This window comes from Pseudomonas flavocrustae (assembly GCF_029872515.1).
Classification (GTDB): Bacteria; Pseudomonadota; Gammaproteobacteria; order Pseudomonadales; family Pseudomonadaceae; genus Chryseomonas; species Chryseomonas aestiva.
The window spans coordinates 50,846-68,994 of sequence record NZ_JAPDIQ010000011.1 but is presented as its reverse complement, the minus strand read 5'-3'; the positions used below and the strand labels follow the sequence as shown (position 1 = coordinate 68,994).

Sequence of the window (18,149 nt, the reverse complement as noted above, 5' to 3'; positions counted from 1 at the left end):
GGCTTAGGCTCCGGATTTGATGATCCAATCGTAACGTACTGCCACCCGCACCTCGAAGGGCTCGGCCAGGACCCGCTCGCGGCGCTCGGCGTTGACGCGCCAGCCGTGGGGCGTCATGGCCAGCAGGTCTTCGCGGGTCTGGCGCTCGGCCAGTGGCAGCACGAATTCGAGCCCCTCGCTGTGAGCCAGTTCCAGGTCCGGCGGCAGATCCTGGAGGTGCTTGTCTTCGGCATAGTCGCGCACCTCGTCATAGAGCCGCTGGCGCAGCTCCAGCAGGTGGGCGCTGGCCGGCCCCAGGCGCAGGATGCCGCCGCCGGGTGCCAGCACGCGCTGGGCTTCGCTCCAGTCGATGGGGCTGAAGACGCTGGCCAGCAGCTGGCAACTGGCGTCCGGCAGCGGCAGGCGCGCCATGCTCGCCACCAGCCAGGTCAGGGCCGGGGTACGCCGGCAGGCGCGGCGCACCGCCTCGCGGGAGATGTCCAGGGCATAGCCGTCGGCGGCGGGCAGGGCCTGGGCCAGGCGCGCGGTATAGAAGCCTTCGCCGCAGCCCACGTCGATCCAGCGCTGGGGCGCGCGTTCGGCGGCCAGGTGCGCAAGGCGCTCGGCCAGGGGCGCATAGTGACCGGCATCGAGAAAGCGTCGGCGTGCCTCGACCATGGCGGCGTTGTCGCCCGGGTCCAGGCTCTTCTTGTGTTGCACCGGTAGGAGATTCAGATAGCCCTGGCGGGCACGGTCGAAACGATGGCCGGCGGCGCAACCGACGCCACCCTCGAGTTCGCCCAGCGGGGCCTGGCAGAGCGGACAGGTCAGCTTCATGCCAGCAACCGTACCAGGGTGCCGTAGTACACCTCGGTCAGCAGATCCAGGTCGCTGGCCAGGACGTGCTCGTCCACCTGGTGAATGGTGGCGTTGACCGGACCCAGTTCCACCACCTGGGCGCCCAGGGTGGCGATGAAGCGACCATCCGAGGTGCCGCCGCTGGTGGAGGCTTCGGGGCGATAGCCGGTGACCGCTTCCACGCTGGCCGAGACGGCGTCGAGCAGGTCGCCCGGCTCGGTGAGGAAGGGCAGGCCGGACAGTGACCAGTCGATGTGCCAGTCCAGGCCGTGGCGATCGAGGATGGCCTCTACGCGGGCCTGCAGGCCTTCCACCGTGGATTCGGTGGAGAAACGGAAGTTGAACAGCGCCTGCAGTTCGCCCGGCACCACGTTGCCGGCGCCAGTGCCGGAATTGAGGTTGGAAATCTGGAAGCTGGTGGGCGGGAAGAAGGCGTTGCCGTCATCCCACTGCTCGGCGGCCAGATCCGCCAGGGCCTGGGCCACCAGGTGGATGGGGTTGCGTGCGAGGTGCGGATAGGCCACATGACCCTGCTTGCCGCGCACGGTCAGGCGGCCGTTGAGCGAGCCACGGCGTCCGTTCTTGACCACGTCCCCCAGCAGGCGGGTGCTGGAGGGTTCGCCGACGATGCACCAGTCCAGGCGCTCGCCACGCGCGCGCAGGCGCTCCACCACGGCGCGGGTGCCGTGCAGGGCCGGGCCTTCCTCGTCGCTGGTGATGAGGAAGGCGATGGCGCCATGGTGATCGGGATGGTCGGCAACGAAGCGCTCCACGGCGATGATCATGCTCGCCAGGCTGCCCTTCATGTCGGCGGCGCCCCGACCGCGCAGCATGCCGTCGGCATCCACATGGGCATTGAAGGGGGCCTGCTGCCACGCCTCCAGCGGGCCGGTGGGCACCACGTCGGTGTGACCGGCGAAGCACAGCACCGGACCCTCGCCGCCACGGCGCGCCCAGAAGTTGTCCACCTCTTCGATGCGCAGGGGTTCGAGGGCGAAGCCCAGGCGCTCCAGGCGCTGCATCATCAGGGCCTGGCAGCCTTCGTCCAGCGGCGTGACCGAAGCCCGGCCGATCAGGTCGCAGGCGAGTTCCAGGGTGGGGGTGAGGGCGGTGGTCATGGCGGGTCCCGGGAGGCGGCTAGGGTTCAAGGGGGAGCGGTATGGTAAAGGAAAACCTATACTGTGGCTTTTGTGGAAAGCCTTCATGACGTTCGATGAACAACGCTTCGGCGGGATCGCCCGGCTCTATGGGCAGGAGGCCGTCGAGCGCCTGGCCGCCAGCCACGTCGCCGTGGTCGGCATCGGTGGGGTGGGTTCCTGGGCCGCCGAGGCCCTGGCGCGCAGCGGCGTCGGTCGTATCAGCCTGTTCGATCTGGACGACGTCTGCGTCAGCAACACCAATCGCCAGGTGCATGCGCTGGAAGGGCAGGTGGGGCGGCCCAAGGTCACGGTGATGGCCGAGCGCATCCAGGCCATCAACCCGGCCTGCGCGGTCAAGGCGGTGGCGGACTTCGTCACCCGCGAGACCATGGCCGACTACATCACCGAAGAACTCGACCTGGTGCTGGACTGCATCGACAGCGTGGCCTCCAAGGCGGCGCTGATCGCCTGGTGCAAGAGACGCAAGATCGCCATCGTCACCACCGGCGGCGCCGGCGGTCAGATCGATCCCACCCAGATCGAGGTGGTCGACCTCAATCGCACCTACAACGACCCCCTGGCCTCGCGGGTACGCTCGCTGTTGCGTCGCGACTACGGCTTCTCGCGCAATCCCAGCCGCCACTACAGCGTGCCCTGCGTCTTTTCCACCGAGCAGCTGCGCTATCCCAAGCCGGACGGCAGCGTCTGCCAGCAGAAGAGTTTCGTCGGCGAAGGCGTCCGCCTGGACTGCGCCGGCGGCTTCGGCGCGGTGATGATGGTCACCGCCACCTTCGGCATGGTCGCCGCGGCCCGCGCCGTGGACAAGTTGATCCAGAAGCCCAGGGGGTAGGGCTTTTCGTCGGTTGGGTGGAGCTCGGCGAAGCCCAACCGACGTTCAGCTATGTAGGGTGGACAACGGCGCAGCCTTGTCCACGCGGGATGGTGCCGGAGGTTGCCGGTGGAAAACGCTGGCGCGGTTTTCCACGCTACGAGGGTCCGAGCGCGGCGGCCCTCACATATCCTGGGGCGTTTCCCGGGCGGGGCGGTCGTCGGCGATGGCGGGGACGTGCAGGCCGGTCTTGGCCAGTTGCTGACCTTCCATCTGCGGCTGGGTGGTCCAGGTGAGGATGTCGTAATAACGGCGCACGTTCTGCACGAACTCCACCGTCTCGCCGCCGCGGGCGTAGCCGTAGCGGGTCTTGCTGTACCACTGCTTCTGCGCCAGGCGCGGCAGCATCTTCTTCACGTCCAGCCAGCGATCCGGGTCCAGGCCCTGGGATTCGGCCAGCCGGCGGGCGTCGAGGATATGGGCGATGCCGATGTTGTAGGTGGCCAGGGCGAACCAGGTGCGATCCGGTTCGTGGATGCTGTCGGGTAACTCGTCGCGGATCTGGTCGAAGTACTTGGCGCCGCCGGTGATGCTCTGCTCCGGATCCAGGCGGTTGGCGACGCCCATGGCCTGGGCCGTGTTGTTGGTCAGCATCATCAGGCCGCGCACCCCGGTCTTGGAGGTGGCGTCCGGGGTCCATAGCGACTCCTGGTAGCCCATGGCGGCGAGCAGGCGCCAGTCCAGCTGATGCTTCTGCGCCACCTTGCGGAAGTGCTTCTCGTACTTGGGCAGGCGTTCCTGCAGGTGCTGGGCGAAGGTGTAGGCGCCCACATAGCCAAGGACGTCAACGTGACCGTAGTAGCGCTCCTTGAGCTGCTGCAGGGTGCCGTCGCGGCGGACCTTGTCCAGGTAGGCGTTGACCGCATCAAGCAGGCTGTTGTCCTCCCCGGGTTGCAGTGCCCAGGCCTGGCCCTGGTTGTCGCCCAGGTCAAAGGCCACCCGCACGTTGGGAAAGTACACCTGGTTCATGGCCAGTTCGTTGGAATCCACCAGAGTCAGGTCGATCTGGCCTTCGTCGACCATGCGCAACAGGTCGCTGACCTCCACCTGATCGGATTCGTCGAAGGTGAGTCCCGCTACCTGAGCCTGCAACGCCCTGAGCTGCTGCGCCTGGCTGCTGCCCTTGAGCACCAGGATGCGCTTGCCGACCAGATCCTTGGGGGTGCTGGGGCGGACGGTGCCGTTGCGGTAGATGACCTGGGGCACCACGTCCAGATAGCTGCGGGAAAATTTCAGATTCTGGCGATTGACCGAGGGCGTGAGGCCGGCCGCGGCGATCACCGGGCCGTCCGGCGCGGTCAGGCGATTGAAGAGGTCGTCGAGGTTGTCGGCGGTGCTGATTTCCAGGCGCACCTTGAGGGATTCGGCGAAGCCCTTGACCAGTTCGTATTCGAAACCGGTCTCGCCGTTGCGGTCCTGGAAGTAGGTCGCCGGACTGTTGCGCGTCACCACGCGCAGCACACCCGCCTGCTGCACCTGCTCCAGCGCGGTCGGCTTGGGCGGCGCAGGCACGTCGGCCTCCCCGCAGCTCATGAGCAAGGCGAGGAAGGGCAGGGTAAGCCAGGCGAATCGCTTGAAGGCTCTATTCAAATGGGCTAGCTCGGCCATACGGCATCAAAACGGCACTGGCGCCTTGCTGACGCGCCTCATCGGTCGGCCCCTCCGGGCACTCGTTATGGTCGGGACGCTCCGCGCCACCGGTCCGGCCAAAGGCTCTATCCTGAGCCCAATGGGGAGCCGCGTCCATGGGGCGCGGCAGGCCGTAACGGCGGGCAGTATACGCGAGAAGTGGCACAGCGCCCATTTTATACATACAAGAGTGGTGGTAAGGCTGCATGAACCCTCGTCGCCGGAAGGTGTCCCCGGCGCGCCTTTAGGCTAGAATGCACGGCCCCAAAGTGACTTGGCCCCGAGGCTGTCCCCGATGCTGATCCTGCGCGGCGCTCCCGCTCTATCTTCGTTCCGTCACGGCAAACTTCTCGACCAGCTGACTCGCCTGGTTCCCGGTGTCTCCGGGCTCTATGCCGAGTTCGTTCATTTCGCCGAAGTCGCCGGCACCCTGAGCGCGGAGGAAGAGGGCATCCTCGGCCGACTGCTGCAATACGGCCCCAGCGTCCCCCAGCAAGAACCCAGCGGCGCGCTGTTCCTCATCGTGCCCCGCCTGGGCACCATCTCGCCCTGGTCGAGCAAGGCCACCGACATCACCCACAACTGTGGCCTGGCGCAGATCGAGCGCCTGGAGCGCGGCGTGGCCTACTATGTCGCCGGCGAACTGGACGCCGCTGCCCACGCGCAGCTGGCCGCCGCCCTGCATGACCGCATGACCCAGCGCGTGCTGCCGACCCTGGACGCCGCCGCCGACATCTTCAGCCATGCCACGCCCAGGCCGCTCACCGCGGTGGACGTGCTCGGCGGTGGTCACGCTGCCCTGGAGCAGGCCAATCTCGAGCTGGGCCTGGCCCTGGCCGATGACGAGATCGACTACCTGGTCAAGAGCTTCACCGCCCTGGGGCGCAATCCCCATGACATCGAACTCATGATGTTCGCCCAGGCCAACTCCGAGCACTGCCGGCACAAGATCTTCAATGCCAGCTGGGACCTCGACGGCGAGAGCCAGGAGAAGTCGCTGTTCGGCATGATCAAGAACACCTTTGAGCTGAACCGCGCCGGCGTGCTGTCCGCCTACAAGGACAACGCCGCGGTCATGGAAGGCTTCACCGCCGGGCGCTTCTATCCCGACGCCGAGTCCCGCGAATACGGCGCGCACAGCCAGCCCGTGCACATCCTGATGAAGGTGGAAACCCACAACCACCCGACCGCCATCGCCCCCTTCCCCGGCGCCTCCACCGGTTCCGGCGGCGAGATCCGCGATGAAGGCGCCACCGGTCGCGGCTCCAAGCCCAAGGCGGGCCTGACCGGCTTCACCGTCTCCAACCTGAACATCCCCGGTTTCGCGCAGCCCTGGGAACAGCCCTACGGCAAGCCCGAGCGTATCGTCACCCCGCTGGACATCATGATCGAAGGCCCGCTGGGCGGCGCCGCCTTCAACAACGAATTCGGTCGCCCGGCCCTGGCCGGCTACTTCCGCACCTTCGAGCAGCAGATCGAGACCCCCCGCGGTCCCGAGGTGCGCGGCTATCACAAGCCGATCATGCTCGCCGGCGGCCTGGGCAACATCCGTGCTGACCACGTGCAGAAGGGCGACATCTCGGTGGGCGGCAAGCTCATCGTGCTGGGCGGTCCGGCCATGCTGATCGGCCTGGGCGGCGGCGCGGCCTCGTCCATGTCCACCGGCGCCAGCTCCGCCGACCTGGATTTCGCCTCGGTGCAGCGCGAGAACCCGGAAATGGAGCGCCGCTGCCAGGAGGTCATCGACCGCTGCTGGCAGCTGGGTGAAAACAACCCCATCACCTTCATCCACGACGTGGGTGCGGGCGGCCTGTCCAATGCCTTCCCCGAGCTGGTCAACGATGCCGGTCGCGGTGGTCGTTTCGAATTGCGCAACGTGCCCAACGACGAGCCGGGCATGAGTCCGCTGGAGATCTGGTGCAACGAGTCCCAGGAGCGCTACGTGCTCTCCGTGGACGCCGAGAACTTCGAGACCTTCAAGGCCATCTGCGAACGCGAGCGTTGCCCCTTCGCCGTGGTCGGCGAAGCCACCGAGGAGCGCCAGCTGACCGTGGCCGACAGCCACTTCGGCAACAACGCCGTGGACATGCCGCTGGACGTCCTGCTCGGCAAGCCGCCGCGCATGCACCGCAGCGCCACCCGGGAAGCCGAACTGGGCGACGCCTTCGACGGCGCCGGCCTGGACCTGACCGAGTCGGTGGAGCGCGTCCTGCGCCACCCGGCCGTGGCCAGCAAGAGCTTCCTGATCACCATCGGCGACCGCACCATCACCGGCCTGGTCGCCCGCGACCAGATGGTCGGCCCCTGGCAGGTGCCGGTGGCCGACTGCGCCGTGACCGCCACCAGCTTCGACGTCCACACCGGCGAAGCCATGGCCATGGGCGAGCGCACCCCGCTGGCGCTGCTCGACGCGCCTGCTTCCGGCCGCATGGCCATCGGCGAGACCATCACCAACCTGGCCGCCGCGCGCATCGAGAAGCTCGGCGACATCAAGCTGTCCGCCAACTGGATGGCCGCTGCTGGCCACCCCGGCGAAGACGCGCGTCTCTATGAAACCGTCAAGGCGGTGGGCATGGAGCTGTGCCCGCAGCTGGGCATCACCATCCCGGTCGGCAAGGACTCCATGTCCATGAAGACCCGCTGGCAGGACGGTGGCGAAGACAAGAGCGTCACCGCGCCGCTGTCGCTGGTGATCACCGGCTTCGCCCCGGTGCAGGACATCCGTCGCACCCTGACCCCCCAGCTGCGCCTGGACAAGGGCCAGACCGACCTGATCCTCATCGATCTGGGTCGCGGCCAGAATCGCCTGGGCGGCTCCATCCTCGCCCAGACCCATGGCAAGCTCGGCCAGCAGGCCCCCGACGTCGACCAGGCCGAAGACCTCAAGGCCTTCTTCGCGGTGATCCAGGGTCTCAATCAGGACGGCCTGCTGCTGGCCTACCACGACCGTTCCGACGGTGGCCTCATCACCACGGTGGTGGAAATGGCCTTCGCCGGTCACTGCGGCCTGGCCCTGCGCCTGGACGCCCTGGCCGCCGACCGTGACGAGCTGACCCGCGCGCTGTTCGCCGAAGAACTGGGTGCCGTCATCCAGGTGCCCCAGGACTTCACCCACGAGGTGCTGGCCCAGTTCAGCGCGGCCGGTCTGGAAGACTGCGTGGCGGTGATCGGCAACCCGGTCAACGGCTACGAGATCAACATCCACTACCACGACGAGCACCTCTACCGGGCCGAGCGGCGCATGCTGCAGCGCGTCTGGAGCGAGACCAGCTTCCAGATCCAGCGCCTGCGCGACAACGCCGAGTGCGCCCAGCAGGAATTCGATGCCCTGCTGGAAGAAGATCATCCGGGGCTGTCGGCCAAGCTGGCCTACGACCCCAACGAAGATATCTGCGCGCCCTACATCAAGAAGGGCGTGCGGCCGCAGGTCGCCATCCTGCGCGAGCAGGGCGTCAACGGTCAGGTGGAGATGGGCGCGGCCTTCGATCGCGCAGGCTTCGCCGCCATCGACGTGCACATGAGCGACATCCTCGCCGGTCGCATCGACCTGGCGGACTTCAAGGGCGTGGTCGCCTGTGGCGGCTTCTCCTATGGCGACGTCCTCGGCGCCGGCGGTGGCTGGGCCAAGTCCATCCTGTTCAATGCCCGTGCCCGTGACGGCTTCCAGCAGTTCTTCGAGCGCACCGACACCTTCACCCTGGGCGTGTGCAATGGCTGCCAGATGGTCGCCAACCTGCGCGAGCTGGTGCCCGGCAGCGAATTCTGGCCGCGCTTCGTGCGCAACCGCTCCGAGCAGTTCGAGGCGCGGGTGGCCATGGTCCAGGTGCAGGATTCCCCTTCGCTGTTCCTCGCCGGCATGGCCGGGTCGCGGCTGCCCATCGCCATCGCCCATGGCGAAGGCTTCGCCGAGTATCCGAACCAGCAGGCGCTGGTCGCCGCTGACGTCTCCGGCACCGTGGCGCTGCGCTATGTCGATGGCCACAGCAAGGTCACCGAGACCTATCCGGCCAACCCCAACGGCTCGCCGCTGGGCATCACCGGGCTGTCCAGCCAGGACGGTCGCGTCCTGCTGATGATGCCGCACCCTGAGCGCTGCTTCCGTGCCGTGCAGAACTCCTGGATTCCCGCCGACTGGCAGGGCGAGGACGGCGGCTGGATGCGCCTGTTCCGCAATGCGCGGGTCTGGGTCGACTGAGGGTTCGGCGTCTGGCCAGGCTTGCTCGACCTGCGGTCGGGTGAGCCTGGCTCATAGGCTCTCTTCCAAACCGACGGCGAGCCACCCGGCATCCGCCGCTGCGCTCTTACCCCCTCTCCCTCAGGGAGAGGGCTGGGGTGAGGGTCGCCCAGCCGGAGAGCGTCACCATGCTCAAACTCTGCTTCTATGTCCCCGACTCCCACCTGGAAGCCGTCAAGCAGGCGATCTTCGCCGTGGGCGCTGGCCGCATCGGCCTGTACGACAGCTGCTGCTGGCAGGTCCAGGGCCTCGGCCAGTTCCGTCCACTGCCAGGCAGCCAGCCGCACCTGGGCGAGCACGGCAGTCTCGAACAGGTCGTCGAATGGCGGGTGGAACTGGTACTGGCCGACGAGCAAGTCGCCCGCCAGGCCGTGGCGGCGCTCAAGGGGGCGCATCCCTATGAGACGCCGGCCTATGACGTGGTGCAGGTGCTGGATTTCTAGCCGTCAGGGATAACCCAGAACCGTCCTGATCCGCGGCAACTCCCGCTCGACCCAGCGCGGATCCACCGCGCCCCAGTCGCGGATCTCGTAGCCGCCGGCGTTGTTGCGCGCGCCGTCGCCCTGCACGAACTGACAGTCGATATCCAGATCGGCCAGCGCCAGCAGGGTGTCCTGGGCCGTGCGCCTTGGCATCCCGGTAGCGGCCATCAACGCCGGCACGCTGGTGGCGGTGCCGCTGGACACCAGCCAGGCCACATAGAGGCGGCGATAGAAGCTGGTCTTGGTCTTGCTCACGTCCATGTCATTGATCCTGATGAGCGCTAAGCGTTGATTTCAAAACAGTTGGAAGAGGATCCGAGACTCGTGGGGAAAGCGTGTCTTCCGTCCGGCTCAAGGCACCCTCAGTTAGCGTCTCTCACGGCGCGAAGCTGATCCAGCAGCCCGGGCAGATCGTCCCGGATGATGCTCCAGAGGATGTCGTCGTCGATACCCAGGTAACCATGGATCAGTCGATTGCGCGTCGCTATGACCTGGCGCCAGGGAATGTCTGGGTAATTCTCACGCACTACCGCTGGGATGCGTGTCGCCGCCTCGCCGATCAACTCGAGATTGCGCAGCGTCGCATCATAGACCAGGGTATTGGCCACGAAGGTAGTCCTGCTCAATCCCGCGCAATAGGTAATGGCCTTCTTAGTGAAGTCGATCATGTCCTCTATATAGAAAGTCCAGAGGCGCTCCTCAGACATGGATGGCATCTCGCTCCACGAGCGGACGTAACTCGCCGCGTAGCGCTTTTTCAGTAACCAGATCGACGGGGTGCCCCAGCTGATCTTCGAGGTGGAACTGCACGCCGAAGTAACGCTCCGAGGTGGCCGGTCCGTCGAAGTCGACCAGGATGTCGATGTCACTGTCGGCTCTGGCCATTCCTCGCGAAGCCGAGCCGAACAGGGCGAGTGAAACCAGCCCGTAGCGCGCGGCCAGATAGGGCTTGCTGAGGCGAAGCTTGGCCAGAATGACGTCGCGTTCCAAGGTCCTGACCTCGGCAGAGGAGATTCGAGTCAGTCTGGCATGGATCGGCGAGGGCTTCCAACTCGCTACCTCGTTGTCGGCTTCCCAGGCAGTGGGGTGACGGCTGACCGACCTGCATAAGAGAAAACGCCGCAGTCGTATCCGACTGCGGCGTTTGCGTTACAGCGTCGCGATGCGCTGCCGCTGGTCCACCAGCTTGGCCAGGGCCTGTTCGGCCTCGGCCAGTTTGGCGCGCTCCTTCTCCAGCACCTCGGCTGGGGCCTTGGCGACGAAGCCTTCATTGGCCAGCTTGCCGCCGACGCGCTTGACCTCGCCTTCCAGGCGGCCGATCTCCTTGTCCAGGCGCGTAAGCTCCGCGTCCTTGTCGATCAGGCCGGCCATGGGCACCAGCACTTCCATCTCGCCCACCAGGGTGGTGGCTGACATCGGCGCTTCCTCGCCGGCGGCCAGGACGCGGACCGATTCCAGCTTGGCCAGCTTGTTCAGCAGCGGCTCGAAGTCGGCCAGGCGGCGCTGGTCCTCGGCACTGGCATTGGCGACGATGATGTCGATGCGCTTGGCCATGGAGATCTTCATCTCGCCACGGATCTGCCGTACGCCCAGCATCAGCGCCTTGACCCACTCGATGTCGCCTTCGGCGGCGGCATCGATGCGCACCTCGTTGGCCACCGGCCAGGGTTGCAGCATCAGGGTCTCGCCCTGGACACCGGCCGGCGCCTTGAGGCGCTGCCAGATTTCCTCGGTGATGAAGGGCATGAAGGGATGCGCCAGGCGCAGCACCACTTCCAGTACCCGCGCCAGGGTACGGCGGGTGCCGCGCTGACGCTCGATGGAGGCGTTCTCGTCCCACAGCACCGGCTTGACCAGTTCCAGGTACCAGGCGCAGTACTCGTCCCAGACGAACTCGTAGAGCGCCTGGGTGGCCAGGTCGAAGCGGAAGGCGTCGAGCTGACGGGTCACCTCGGCCTCGGTGCGCTGCAGCTGGGAGATGATCCAGCGATCCACCGAGGACAGCTCGACCGGTTCGTCGTTGACGCCGGTATCCTGGCCCTCGACGTTCTCCATGACGAAGTTCGCCGCGTTCCACAGCTTGTTGCAGAAGTTGCGGTAGCCCTCGACGCGACCCATGTCGAACTTGACGTCGCGGCCGGTGGTGGCCAGGGAGCAGAAGGTGAATCTCAGGGCATCGGTGCCGTAGCTGGCGATGCCGTCCGGGAATTCGGCGCGGGTCTGCTTGGCGATCTTCTCGGCCAGCTTGGGCTGCATCAGGCCGCTGGTGCGCTTCTCCAGCAGGGTGTCCAGGTCGATGCCGTCGACGATGTCCAGCGGGTCGAGCACGTTGCCTTTGGACTTGGACATCTTCTGGCCCTGGCCATCGCGCACCAGGCCATGGACGTAGACGGTCTTGAACGGGATCTGCCCGGTCAGGTGGGTGGACAGCATGATCATCCGGGCTACCCAGAAGAAGATGATGTCGAAGCCGGTCACCAGCACGTCGGTGGGGTGGAAGGTCTTCAGCGCCTCGGTCTGCTCGGGCCAGCCCAGGGTGGAGAAGGTCCACAGGCCTGAGCTGAACCAGGTGTCCAGCACGTCGTCGTCCTGACGCAGGGCGATGTCACCCAGGTTGTGCTTGGCGCGTACCTCGGCCTCGTCGCGACCGACGTAGACGTTGCCGGCCTGGTCGTACCAGGCGGGAATGCGGTGGCCCCACCAGAGCTGGCGGCTGATGCACCAGTCCTGGATGTCGCGCATCCAGCTGAAGTACATGTTCTCGTACTGCTTGGGCACGAATTGCACCTCGCCGCTCTCGACCACGGCGATGGCCTTCTCGGCCAGGGGCTTGGTGGAGACGTACCACTGGTCGGTCAGCCAGGGCTCGATCACGGTGCCGGAGCGGTCGCCCTTGGGCACCTTGAGGGCGTGGTCGTCGATCTTTTCCAGGCGGCCGGCGGCCTCCAGGTCGGCGACGATGCGCTTGCGCGCCTCGAAGCGGTCCAGCCCGGCGTAGGCGGTGGGGAGGGTGGCGTCGAACATGCCGTTGACGCTGCCGTCCAGGTTGAACACCTGGGCGCCGGGGAGGACGGCCGCATCGGCATCGAAGATGTTGATCAGCGGCAGGTTGTGTCGCTTGCCGACTTCATAGTCGTTGAAGTCGTGGGCCGGGGTGATCTTGACGCAGCCGGTGCCGAATTCGGGGTCGCAGTAGTCGTCACCGACGATGGGGATGCGCCGGCCCACCAGGGGCAGCTCGACGTACTGGCCGATCAGGTCCTTGTAACGCGGGTCTTCCGGGTGCACGGCCACGGCGGCGTCGCCCAGCAGGGTCTCGGGGCGGGTGGTGGCGACCACCAGATGGTCCATGCCCTCGGCGGTGCGGGCGCCATCGGCCAGCGGATAGCGCAGGTGCCAGAGGTGACCCTTCTCGTCATGGCTTTCCACTTCCAGGTCGGAAATGGCGGTGTGCAGCTTGGTGTCCCAGTTGACCAGGCGCTTGCCGCGATAGATCAGGCCGTCCTCGTGCAGGCGCACGAAGGCTTCCTTGACCGCTTCGGAGAGGCCCTCGTCCATGGTGAAGCGCTCGCGCGACCAGTCCACTGAGGAGCCCAGGCGGCGGATCTGCCGGCTGATGTTGCCCCCGGATTCGTTCTTCCATTCCCAGACCTTCTCCAGGAATTTCTCCCGGCCCAGGTCATGGCGCGACAGGCCCTCGGCGCCAATGCGGCGTTCCACCAGCATCTGGGTGGCGATGCCGGCGTGGTCCGTGCCCGGCTGCCAGAGGGTGTTGCGACCCTGCATGCGGCGGAAGCGGATCAGGGCGTCCATGATGGCGTTGTTGAAGCCATGGCCCATGTGCAGGCTGCCGGTCACGTTCGGCGGCGGGATCATGATGGTGTAGGGCTCGCCCGACCCCTGGGGCGCGAAATGGCCCTGGCGTTCCCAGGTCTGGTACCAGGAGGTTTCGATGGCGTGCGGCTGGTAGGTCTTGTCCATGGAGGGGGCTTTTGTCGCTGGAAGAGGAAAGCCTCCGAGTATAGCGACTCCGGCCCGCCGACGGCAGGGCGCCTTGGCGCCCCGCGCTCAGGGACGCTGCAGCAGTTCTTCCAGGCGCTGCTGGAGACGGCGCTGCAATTCGGCTTCCAGGCGTGGCAACTGCTCGTCGAGCAGTTCCTGGAGGATGGCCGGTGCTTCCTGGCGCAGGCGCACCTGGGCCAGGTCTTCATGGGGCGCGCTGGGCGTCACCTCTTCGATCACGTCCGGCACGATCTGGTCGAGCAGCGGCGGAATGGCCTTGAGCCGCTCGGCGCTGGGCGCGATGACATCGGAGAGGATGGGAATACCATCGGCGCTGCTCGGATGGACCGTGTTACGGCTCTTGTCGAGTACCTGGCGGATGGCTTCGAGGTCTTGCAGGACGTGCGCGGGAGGCTTGGTGCTGGTCATGAAATCAGACACGTGACAGCTGATGGTCCTGTAGAGCATAGCCAAGCTTGCGGTAGAAGCGAAAACCTTCGCGCATCGCTTGGCGGACTTCGGGGGCTTCGACGACCACTTCGGCGATCCGAGCGAAACCCGCATGGCAGGGCGGCGGCGCCAGGCTGAGGTTGATCAGCAGCTCACCCCTCTGCTCGGCGGGCGTGGTCAGGCCGAGCACCACCGGGCTGTCGCTGGATGTTTCCGCAAGATCGTGGGGAATGAAGCTGTCCGGGCGGAAGGCCCACAACTGGTCATCCAGGCGCTGGCGCTGCTCGGCGTCGGCGCAATGCACATAGACCGGCATGCCCTGCTTCCAGGCCTTGTCCACCAGCCGACAGGCGAAGGCCAGCCGCGCCGCGGGATCGGTGGAAGGCAGAACATAGAAGTCGACACGGGTCATGGCGGATCACGAAGAAGGGGAGGGAAACGGCAAGGCCGCGACGTAGGGGCGTCGCGGCCTCTATAGGCGTTAGCGCGTGTTCAAAGTCTCGCGAGCTAGAGCCAAACAAGGCGAAAAGACCTGAGGAAGCGGATCGGACTCGCGCTCGAGTTTACAAAACGTAAATGAGCATTCCGAAGGTCTTTCAACGCCGTTTGGCCGACGCGCAGCAGACTTTGAGCAGGTGCTTAGGCCTCGGCGGTGCGGTCGAGCAGGTACTGCACCAGCAGCGGGACCGGACGACCGGTGGCGGCCTTGTCCTTGCCGCCGCTGATCCAGGCGGTACCGGCCACGTCCAGGTGCACCCAGGGATAGGCCTTGGCGTAGCGCGCCAGGAAGCAGCCCGCGGTGATGGTGCCGGCCTTGGGGCCGCCGATGTTGGCCATGTCGGCGAAGGGACTGTCCAGCTGCTCCTGGTATTCGTCGTGCAGCGGCAGTTGCCAGACGCGGTCGTCGGCGCGATCGCCGGCCTGCTTGACCTGGTCGATCAGGGCGTCGTCGTTGCCCATCAGGCCCGAGACCAGCGAACCCAGCGCGGTGATGCAGGCGCCGGTGAGGGTGGCGATGTCGATCACCGCCTTGGGCTGGAAGCGCTCGGCGTAGGTGAGGGTATCGCACAGCACCAGGCGGCCTTCGGCGTCGGTGTTTAGGATCTCGATGGTCTGGCCGCTCATGCTGGTGACGATGTCACCCGGACGGGTAGCGGTGCCGCTGGGCATGTTCTCGGCCAGGGCCAGGAGGCCCACCACGTTGATCGCCGGCTTGAGCTCCATGAGGGCGCGGAAGGTGCCCAGGACGCTGGCGGCGCCGCACATGTCGTACTTCATCTCGTCCATGCCGGCGCTGGGCTTGATGCTGATGCCGCCGGTGTCGAAGGTGATGCCCTTGCCGACCAGGGTGTAGGGCTGGGCATTCTTGGCGCCGCCCTTGTACTGCAGCACCACCAGGCGCGGCGGCTGGGCGCTGCCCTGGGCCACGGCGAGGAAGGAGCCCATGCCCAGTTCGCGCATCTTCTTCTCGTCGAGCACCTCGACGGAGAGCCCGGCGTCCTTGAACTGCTTGCCCAGGGCCTTGGCCTGATCGGCCACATAGACCGGGTTGCAGACGTTCGGCGGCAGGTTGCCGAAGTCCTTGGCGTAAGCGGTGCCGTGGGTGATCGCCAGGGCATGGGCCAGGGCGCGTTCGGCTTCCGGCTGGGAGGCCTTGGTGGTGACCAGGGTCAGCTTCTTCAGCGGCCGCGGCTCGGCCTTCTTGCTTTTGAAGCGATCGAAGACGTAGTCGCCGTCGGCCAGGGTCTCGGCCAGCAGGCGCAGGCGGGCATAGCCGTCACGATTCTTGACCGGCACATCGCCGAGGGCGATGGCGGCGTCGCTGCCGCCCAGACTCTTGAGCACGCTCAGGGCGCCGCTGGCCAGTTTGCGGTACTGGCGGTCAGACAGCCCTTCGCTGGCGCCGCTACCCACCAGCAGCACGCGCTCGGCCTTGAGGCCGGGCAGGTTGGTCAGCAGCAGGGTCTGGCCGGCCTTGCCGGCGATGTCGCCGCGCTTGACGGCCGCGCTCAGGGCGCCGGAAGTGGCAGCGTCCACGGCGCTGGCCGCTGCGTCGAGCGCACCGCCTTCACCGACGGCCACGACCAGCGTGGCGGTTTTCAGGGTTTCCGGACGAGCGTTTTTGACGACGAATTCCATTAGGAGAAGCTCCCCAAGACAAACACATGAGTTCGCAGGATATAATGCGGGGCTTTCGCCAGGGCCTTTCCCGGCGATCGGCCTTCAACGGGTGGGCCTTGCAACGCAAGCCATGCAGCCGAGCTAGTGTGAGCGTTCGCGCCAGAGCCTGACAACCCTGGAGAATCCTGTTTGATCGTCTTCCGCTATCTGTCTCGAGAAGTTCTCACCACCCTCGGTGCGGTCAGTGCCGTGCTGCTGGTGATCATCATGAGCGGCCGCTTCATCAAGTACCTGGCCCAGGCGGCTCAGGGCCTGCTGGATCCGGGTGTGCTGCTGCTCATCATGGCCTACCGCATTCCGGGCTTCCTGCAGCTGATCCTGCCGCTGGGGCTCTTTCTCGGCTTCCTGCTGGCCTATGGCCGACTGTACCTGGATAGCGAGATGACCGTGCTGACCGCCACCGGCCTGAGTCCGCGCCGCCTGCTGGCCTACAGCATGGCGCCCGCCGCGCTGGTGGCCCTGGTGGTCGCCTGGCTGAGTCTGTCGCTGGCGCCCCTGGGCGTGCAGAAGGTCACCACCATCCTCAACCAGCAGGACGCCATGACCGAGTTCGACACCCTCGAACCCGGCCGCTTCCAGTCGCTGCGGGACAACTCGCGGGTCACCTACACCGAGCGCCTCTCGGCGGATCGCAGCCAACTGGGCGGCGTCTTCATTTCCGAGCGCAATACCTCCACCGTGGGTGGCAAGGACCGTGGCGTAGGCGTGCTGGTGGCCGACACCGGCCGGCAGGAAATTCACCCGGACGGCAGTCGCTACCTGATCCTGCAGAACGGCTTCCGCTACGACGGCGTCCCCGGCCAGGCCGACTACCGCGCGGTGCAGTACGACACCTATGGCGTGCTCCTGCCCAAGCCCGCGGTCAGCGAGGACATCAGCGAGCGTGACGCCGTCACCACCGGCGAACTCATGCGCAGCAACGAGCTGCAGTATCGCGGCGAACTGCAATGGCGGCTGTCGCTGCCGATCCTGGTGTTCATCGTGACCCTCATCGCCGTGCCCCTGGCCAAGGTCAATCCGCGCCAGGGCCGCTTCCTCAAGCTGCTGCCGGCAATCCTGCTGTACATGGCCTACCTGTCGCTGCTGATCGCCGCCCGCGGCGCCCTGGACAAGGGCCGCCTGCCACCGGCCATCGGCCTGTGGGGCGTGCACCTGCTGTTCCTGGTGCTCGGCCTGCTGCTGGCCTTCTGGGAACCGCTCAAGGCGCGTCTGCGCGGTCACAAGCCGGAGGTGGCGGCATGAACAAGCTCGACTGGTACATAGGGCGCACCGTCTTCGTCAGCATCCTCGCGGTGCTGGGCGTGATCGTCGGTCTGGCCCTGCTGTTCGCCTTCATCGACCAGCTCGGCGACTTCGATGACAACTACGGCGTCGCCGAGGCGCTCAAGTTCGTCCTCCTGACCTCGCCGCGGCGCGCCTACGAGATGCTGCCCATGGCCGCGCTCATCGGCTGCCTGATCGGCCTGGGCACCCTGGCCAGCAGCAGCGAATTGATCGTGATGCGCGCCGCCGGTGTTTCCCTGGGACGCATCGTCTGGGCGGTGATGAAGCCGATGTTCGTGCTGCTCATCGCTGGCATTCTGGTCGGCGAGTACGTGGCGCCCTGGTCGGAAAACCTGGCGCAGAGCGGCCGCGCCCTGGCGCAGAGCGCCGGCAAGGCGCAGAGCTCGCGCCATGGCCTCTGGCATCGTCAGGGGCACGAGTACACCCACGTCAACGCGGTGCAGCCCAATGGCCTGCTGCTGGGCGTGACGCGCTACGAATTCGACGACAATCGCCACCTGCTGCAATCCAGCTTCGCCCAGCGCGGCATCTATCGCGGCGATCACTGGGAGCTGGAAAACGTCAGCATCACCGACTTCGGCAATCGCCAGACCAGCATCCGCCAGGAGCCCAAGGTGATCTGGAACGTCGAGCTGACACCGCAGGTGCTCGACACCGTGATCATGGAGCCGGATGCGCTGTCGATCTCCGGGCTGTGGTGGTACATCCACTACCTGGCCGATCAGGGACTGAGCAACAAGAGCTACTGGCTAGCGTTCTGGTCGAAGATCTTCCAGCCGCTGGTGACCGCCGCCCTGGTGCTGATGGCGATCTCCTTCATCTTCGGTCCGCTGCGTTCGGTGACCCTGGGCCAGCGGATCTTCACCGGGGTGATCATCGGCTTCGCCCTGCGGATCTTCCAGGATCTGCTCGGGCCCTCCAGCCTGGTGTTCGGCTTCTCGCCGCTGCTGGCCGTGCTGGCACCGGCGCTGCTCTGCGCCGTGGCCGGGGTGCTGTTGCTGCGCCGGGCCGGCTAGCGCCGC

Annotated in this window: 15 protein-coding genes; 5 read left to right on the top strand and 10 right to left on the bottom strand. The window is 66.5% G+C overall.

Features of this window, described 5'->3' with window-relative positions; translation table 11 throughout:
• Positions 1-3: 3 nt before the first annotated feature.
• On the bottom strand, positions 4-816 hold the full coding sequence (locus tag OMP44_RS21050; RefSeq protein ID WP_280311005.1) for a putative RNA methyltransferase: 813 nt from the start codon (positions 814-816) through the stop codon (positions 4-6).
• On the bottom strand, positions 813-1,955 hold the full coding sequence (dapE, locus tag OMP44_RS21045; protein ID WP_280311003.1) for a succinyl-diaminopimelate desuccinylase: 1,143 nt from the start codon (positions 1,953-1,955) through the stop codon (positions 813-815). Before dapE ends, OMP44_RS21050 begins: the two co-directional genes overlap by 4 nt.
• 85 nt (positions 1,956-2,040) lie before the next feature.
• Here dapE and tcdA point away from each other — a divergent pair, with 85 nt between their 5' ends.
• Complete coding sequence (gene tcdA / locus OMP44_RS21040) at positions 2,041-2,826, top strand: tRNA cyclic N6-threonylcarbamoyladenosine(37) synthase TcdA (protein ID WP_285389870.1); 786 nt, start codon at positions 2,041-2,043, stop codon at positions 2,824-2,826.
• Positions 2,827-2,988: 162 nt separating this feature from the next.
• Here the strand turns inward: tcdA and mltF are convergent, their stop codons facing one another.
• Positions 2,989-4,473, bottom strand: coding sequence for a membrane-bound lytic murein transglycosylase MltF (gene mltF, locus OMP44_RS21035; protein ID WP_133863121.1), 1,485 nt, complete (start codon positions 4,471-4,473; stop codon positions 2,989-2,991).
• A gap of 316 nt (positions 4,474-4,789) precedes the next feature.
• Here mltF and purL point away from each other — a divergent pair, with 316 nt between their 5' ends.
• Positions 4,790-8,689, top strand: a complete 3,900-nt coding sequence (purL, locus tag OMP44_RS21030; protein WP_280311000.1) for a phosphoribosylformylglycinamidine synthase — start codon at positions 4,790-4,792, stop codon at positions 8,687-8,689.
• A 167-nt stretch (positions 8,690-8,856) separates the two neighbouring features.
• Positions 8,857-9,171, top strand: a complete 315-nt coding sequence (locus OMP44_RS21025; RefSeq protein ID WP_280310998.1) for a YqfO family protein — start codon at positions 8,857-8,859, stop codon at positions 9,169-9,171.
• A gap of 3 nt (positions 9,172-9,174) precedes the next feature.
• Here OMP44_RS21025 and OMP44_RS21020 read toward each other — a convergent pair whose 3' ends face one another.
• The 7 genes from OMP44_RS21020 to OMP44_RS20990 all read right to left on the bottom strand — a co-directional run bounded on the left by OMP44_RS21020 (position 9,175) and on the right by OMP44_RS20990 (position 15,801).
• Positions 9,175-9,471 (bottom strand): winged helix-turn-helix domain-containing protein, encoded by a 297-nt coding sequence (locus tag OMP44_RS21020; protein WP_280310997.1) that lies wholly within the window; start codon positions 9,469-9,471, stop codon positions 9,175-9,177.
• 101 nt (positions 9,472-9,572) lie between these two features.
• Positions 9,573-9,878: a HepT-like ribonuclease domain-containing protein gene (locus OMP44_RS21015; protein ID WP_280310994.1), complete on the bottom strand. Its 306-nt coding sequence runs from the start codon at positions 9,876-9,878 to the stop codon at positions 9,573-9,575.
• A gap of 31 nt (positions 9,879-9,909) precedes the next feature.
• Positions 9,910-10,200 carry a nucleotidyltransferase family protein gene (locus tag OMP44_RS21010; protein WP_273808550.1) on the bottom strand — a complete coding sequence of 97 codons (291 nt, stop codon included), beginning with the start codon at positions 10,198-10,200 and terminating at the stop codon, positions 9,910-9,912.
• A 159-nt stretch (positions 10,201-10,359) separates the two neighbouring features.
• Positions 10,360-13,191: a valine--tRNA ligase gene (locus tag OMP44_RS21005; protein ID WP_280310992.1), complete on the bottom strand. Its 2,832-nt coding sequence runs from the start codon at positions 13,189-13,191 to the stop codon at positions 10,360-10,362.
• Between the two features lie 87 nt (positions 13,192-13,278).
• Positions 13,279-13,641, bottom strand: coding sequence for a hypothetical protein (locus OMP44_RS21000; RefSeq protein WP_187978568.1), 363 nt, complete (start codon positions 13,639-13,641; stop codon positions 13,279-13,281).
• A gap of 4 nt (positions 13,642-13,645) precedes the next feature.
• Positions 13,646-14,074, bottom strand: coding sequence for a DNA polymerase III subunit chi (locus OMP44_RS20995; RefSeq protein ID WP_280310988.1), 429 nt, complete (start codon positions 14,072-14,074; stop codon positions 13,646-13,648).
• A 227-nt stretch (positions 14,075-14,301) separates the two neighbouring features.
• Positions 14,302-15,801, bottom strand: coding sequence for a leucyl aminopeptidase (locus OMP44_RS20990; RefSeq protein ID WP_133863130.1), 1,500 nt, complete (start codon positions 15,799-15,801; stop codon positions 14,302-14,304).
• A gap of 171 nt (positions 15,802-15,972) precedes the next feature.
• On the opposite strand from OMP44_RS20990, the gene lptF reads away from it, so the two are divergent.
• On the top strand, positions 15,973-17,085 hold the full coding sequence (lptF, locus tag OMP44_RS20985) for an LPS export ABC transporter permease LptF (protein ID WP_273808555.1): 1,113 nt from the start codon (positions 15,973-15,975) through the stop codon (positions 17,083-17,085).
• Entirely contained in the window at positions 17,082-18,143 is a 1,062-nt protein-coding gene (gene lptG / locus OMP44_RS20980) for an LPS export ABC transporter permease LptG (RefSeq protein ID WP_133863132.1), read from the top strand. Before lptF ends, lptG begins: the two co-directional genes overlap by 4 nt.
• Positions 18,144-18,149 lie beyond the last annotated feature (6 nt).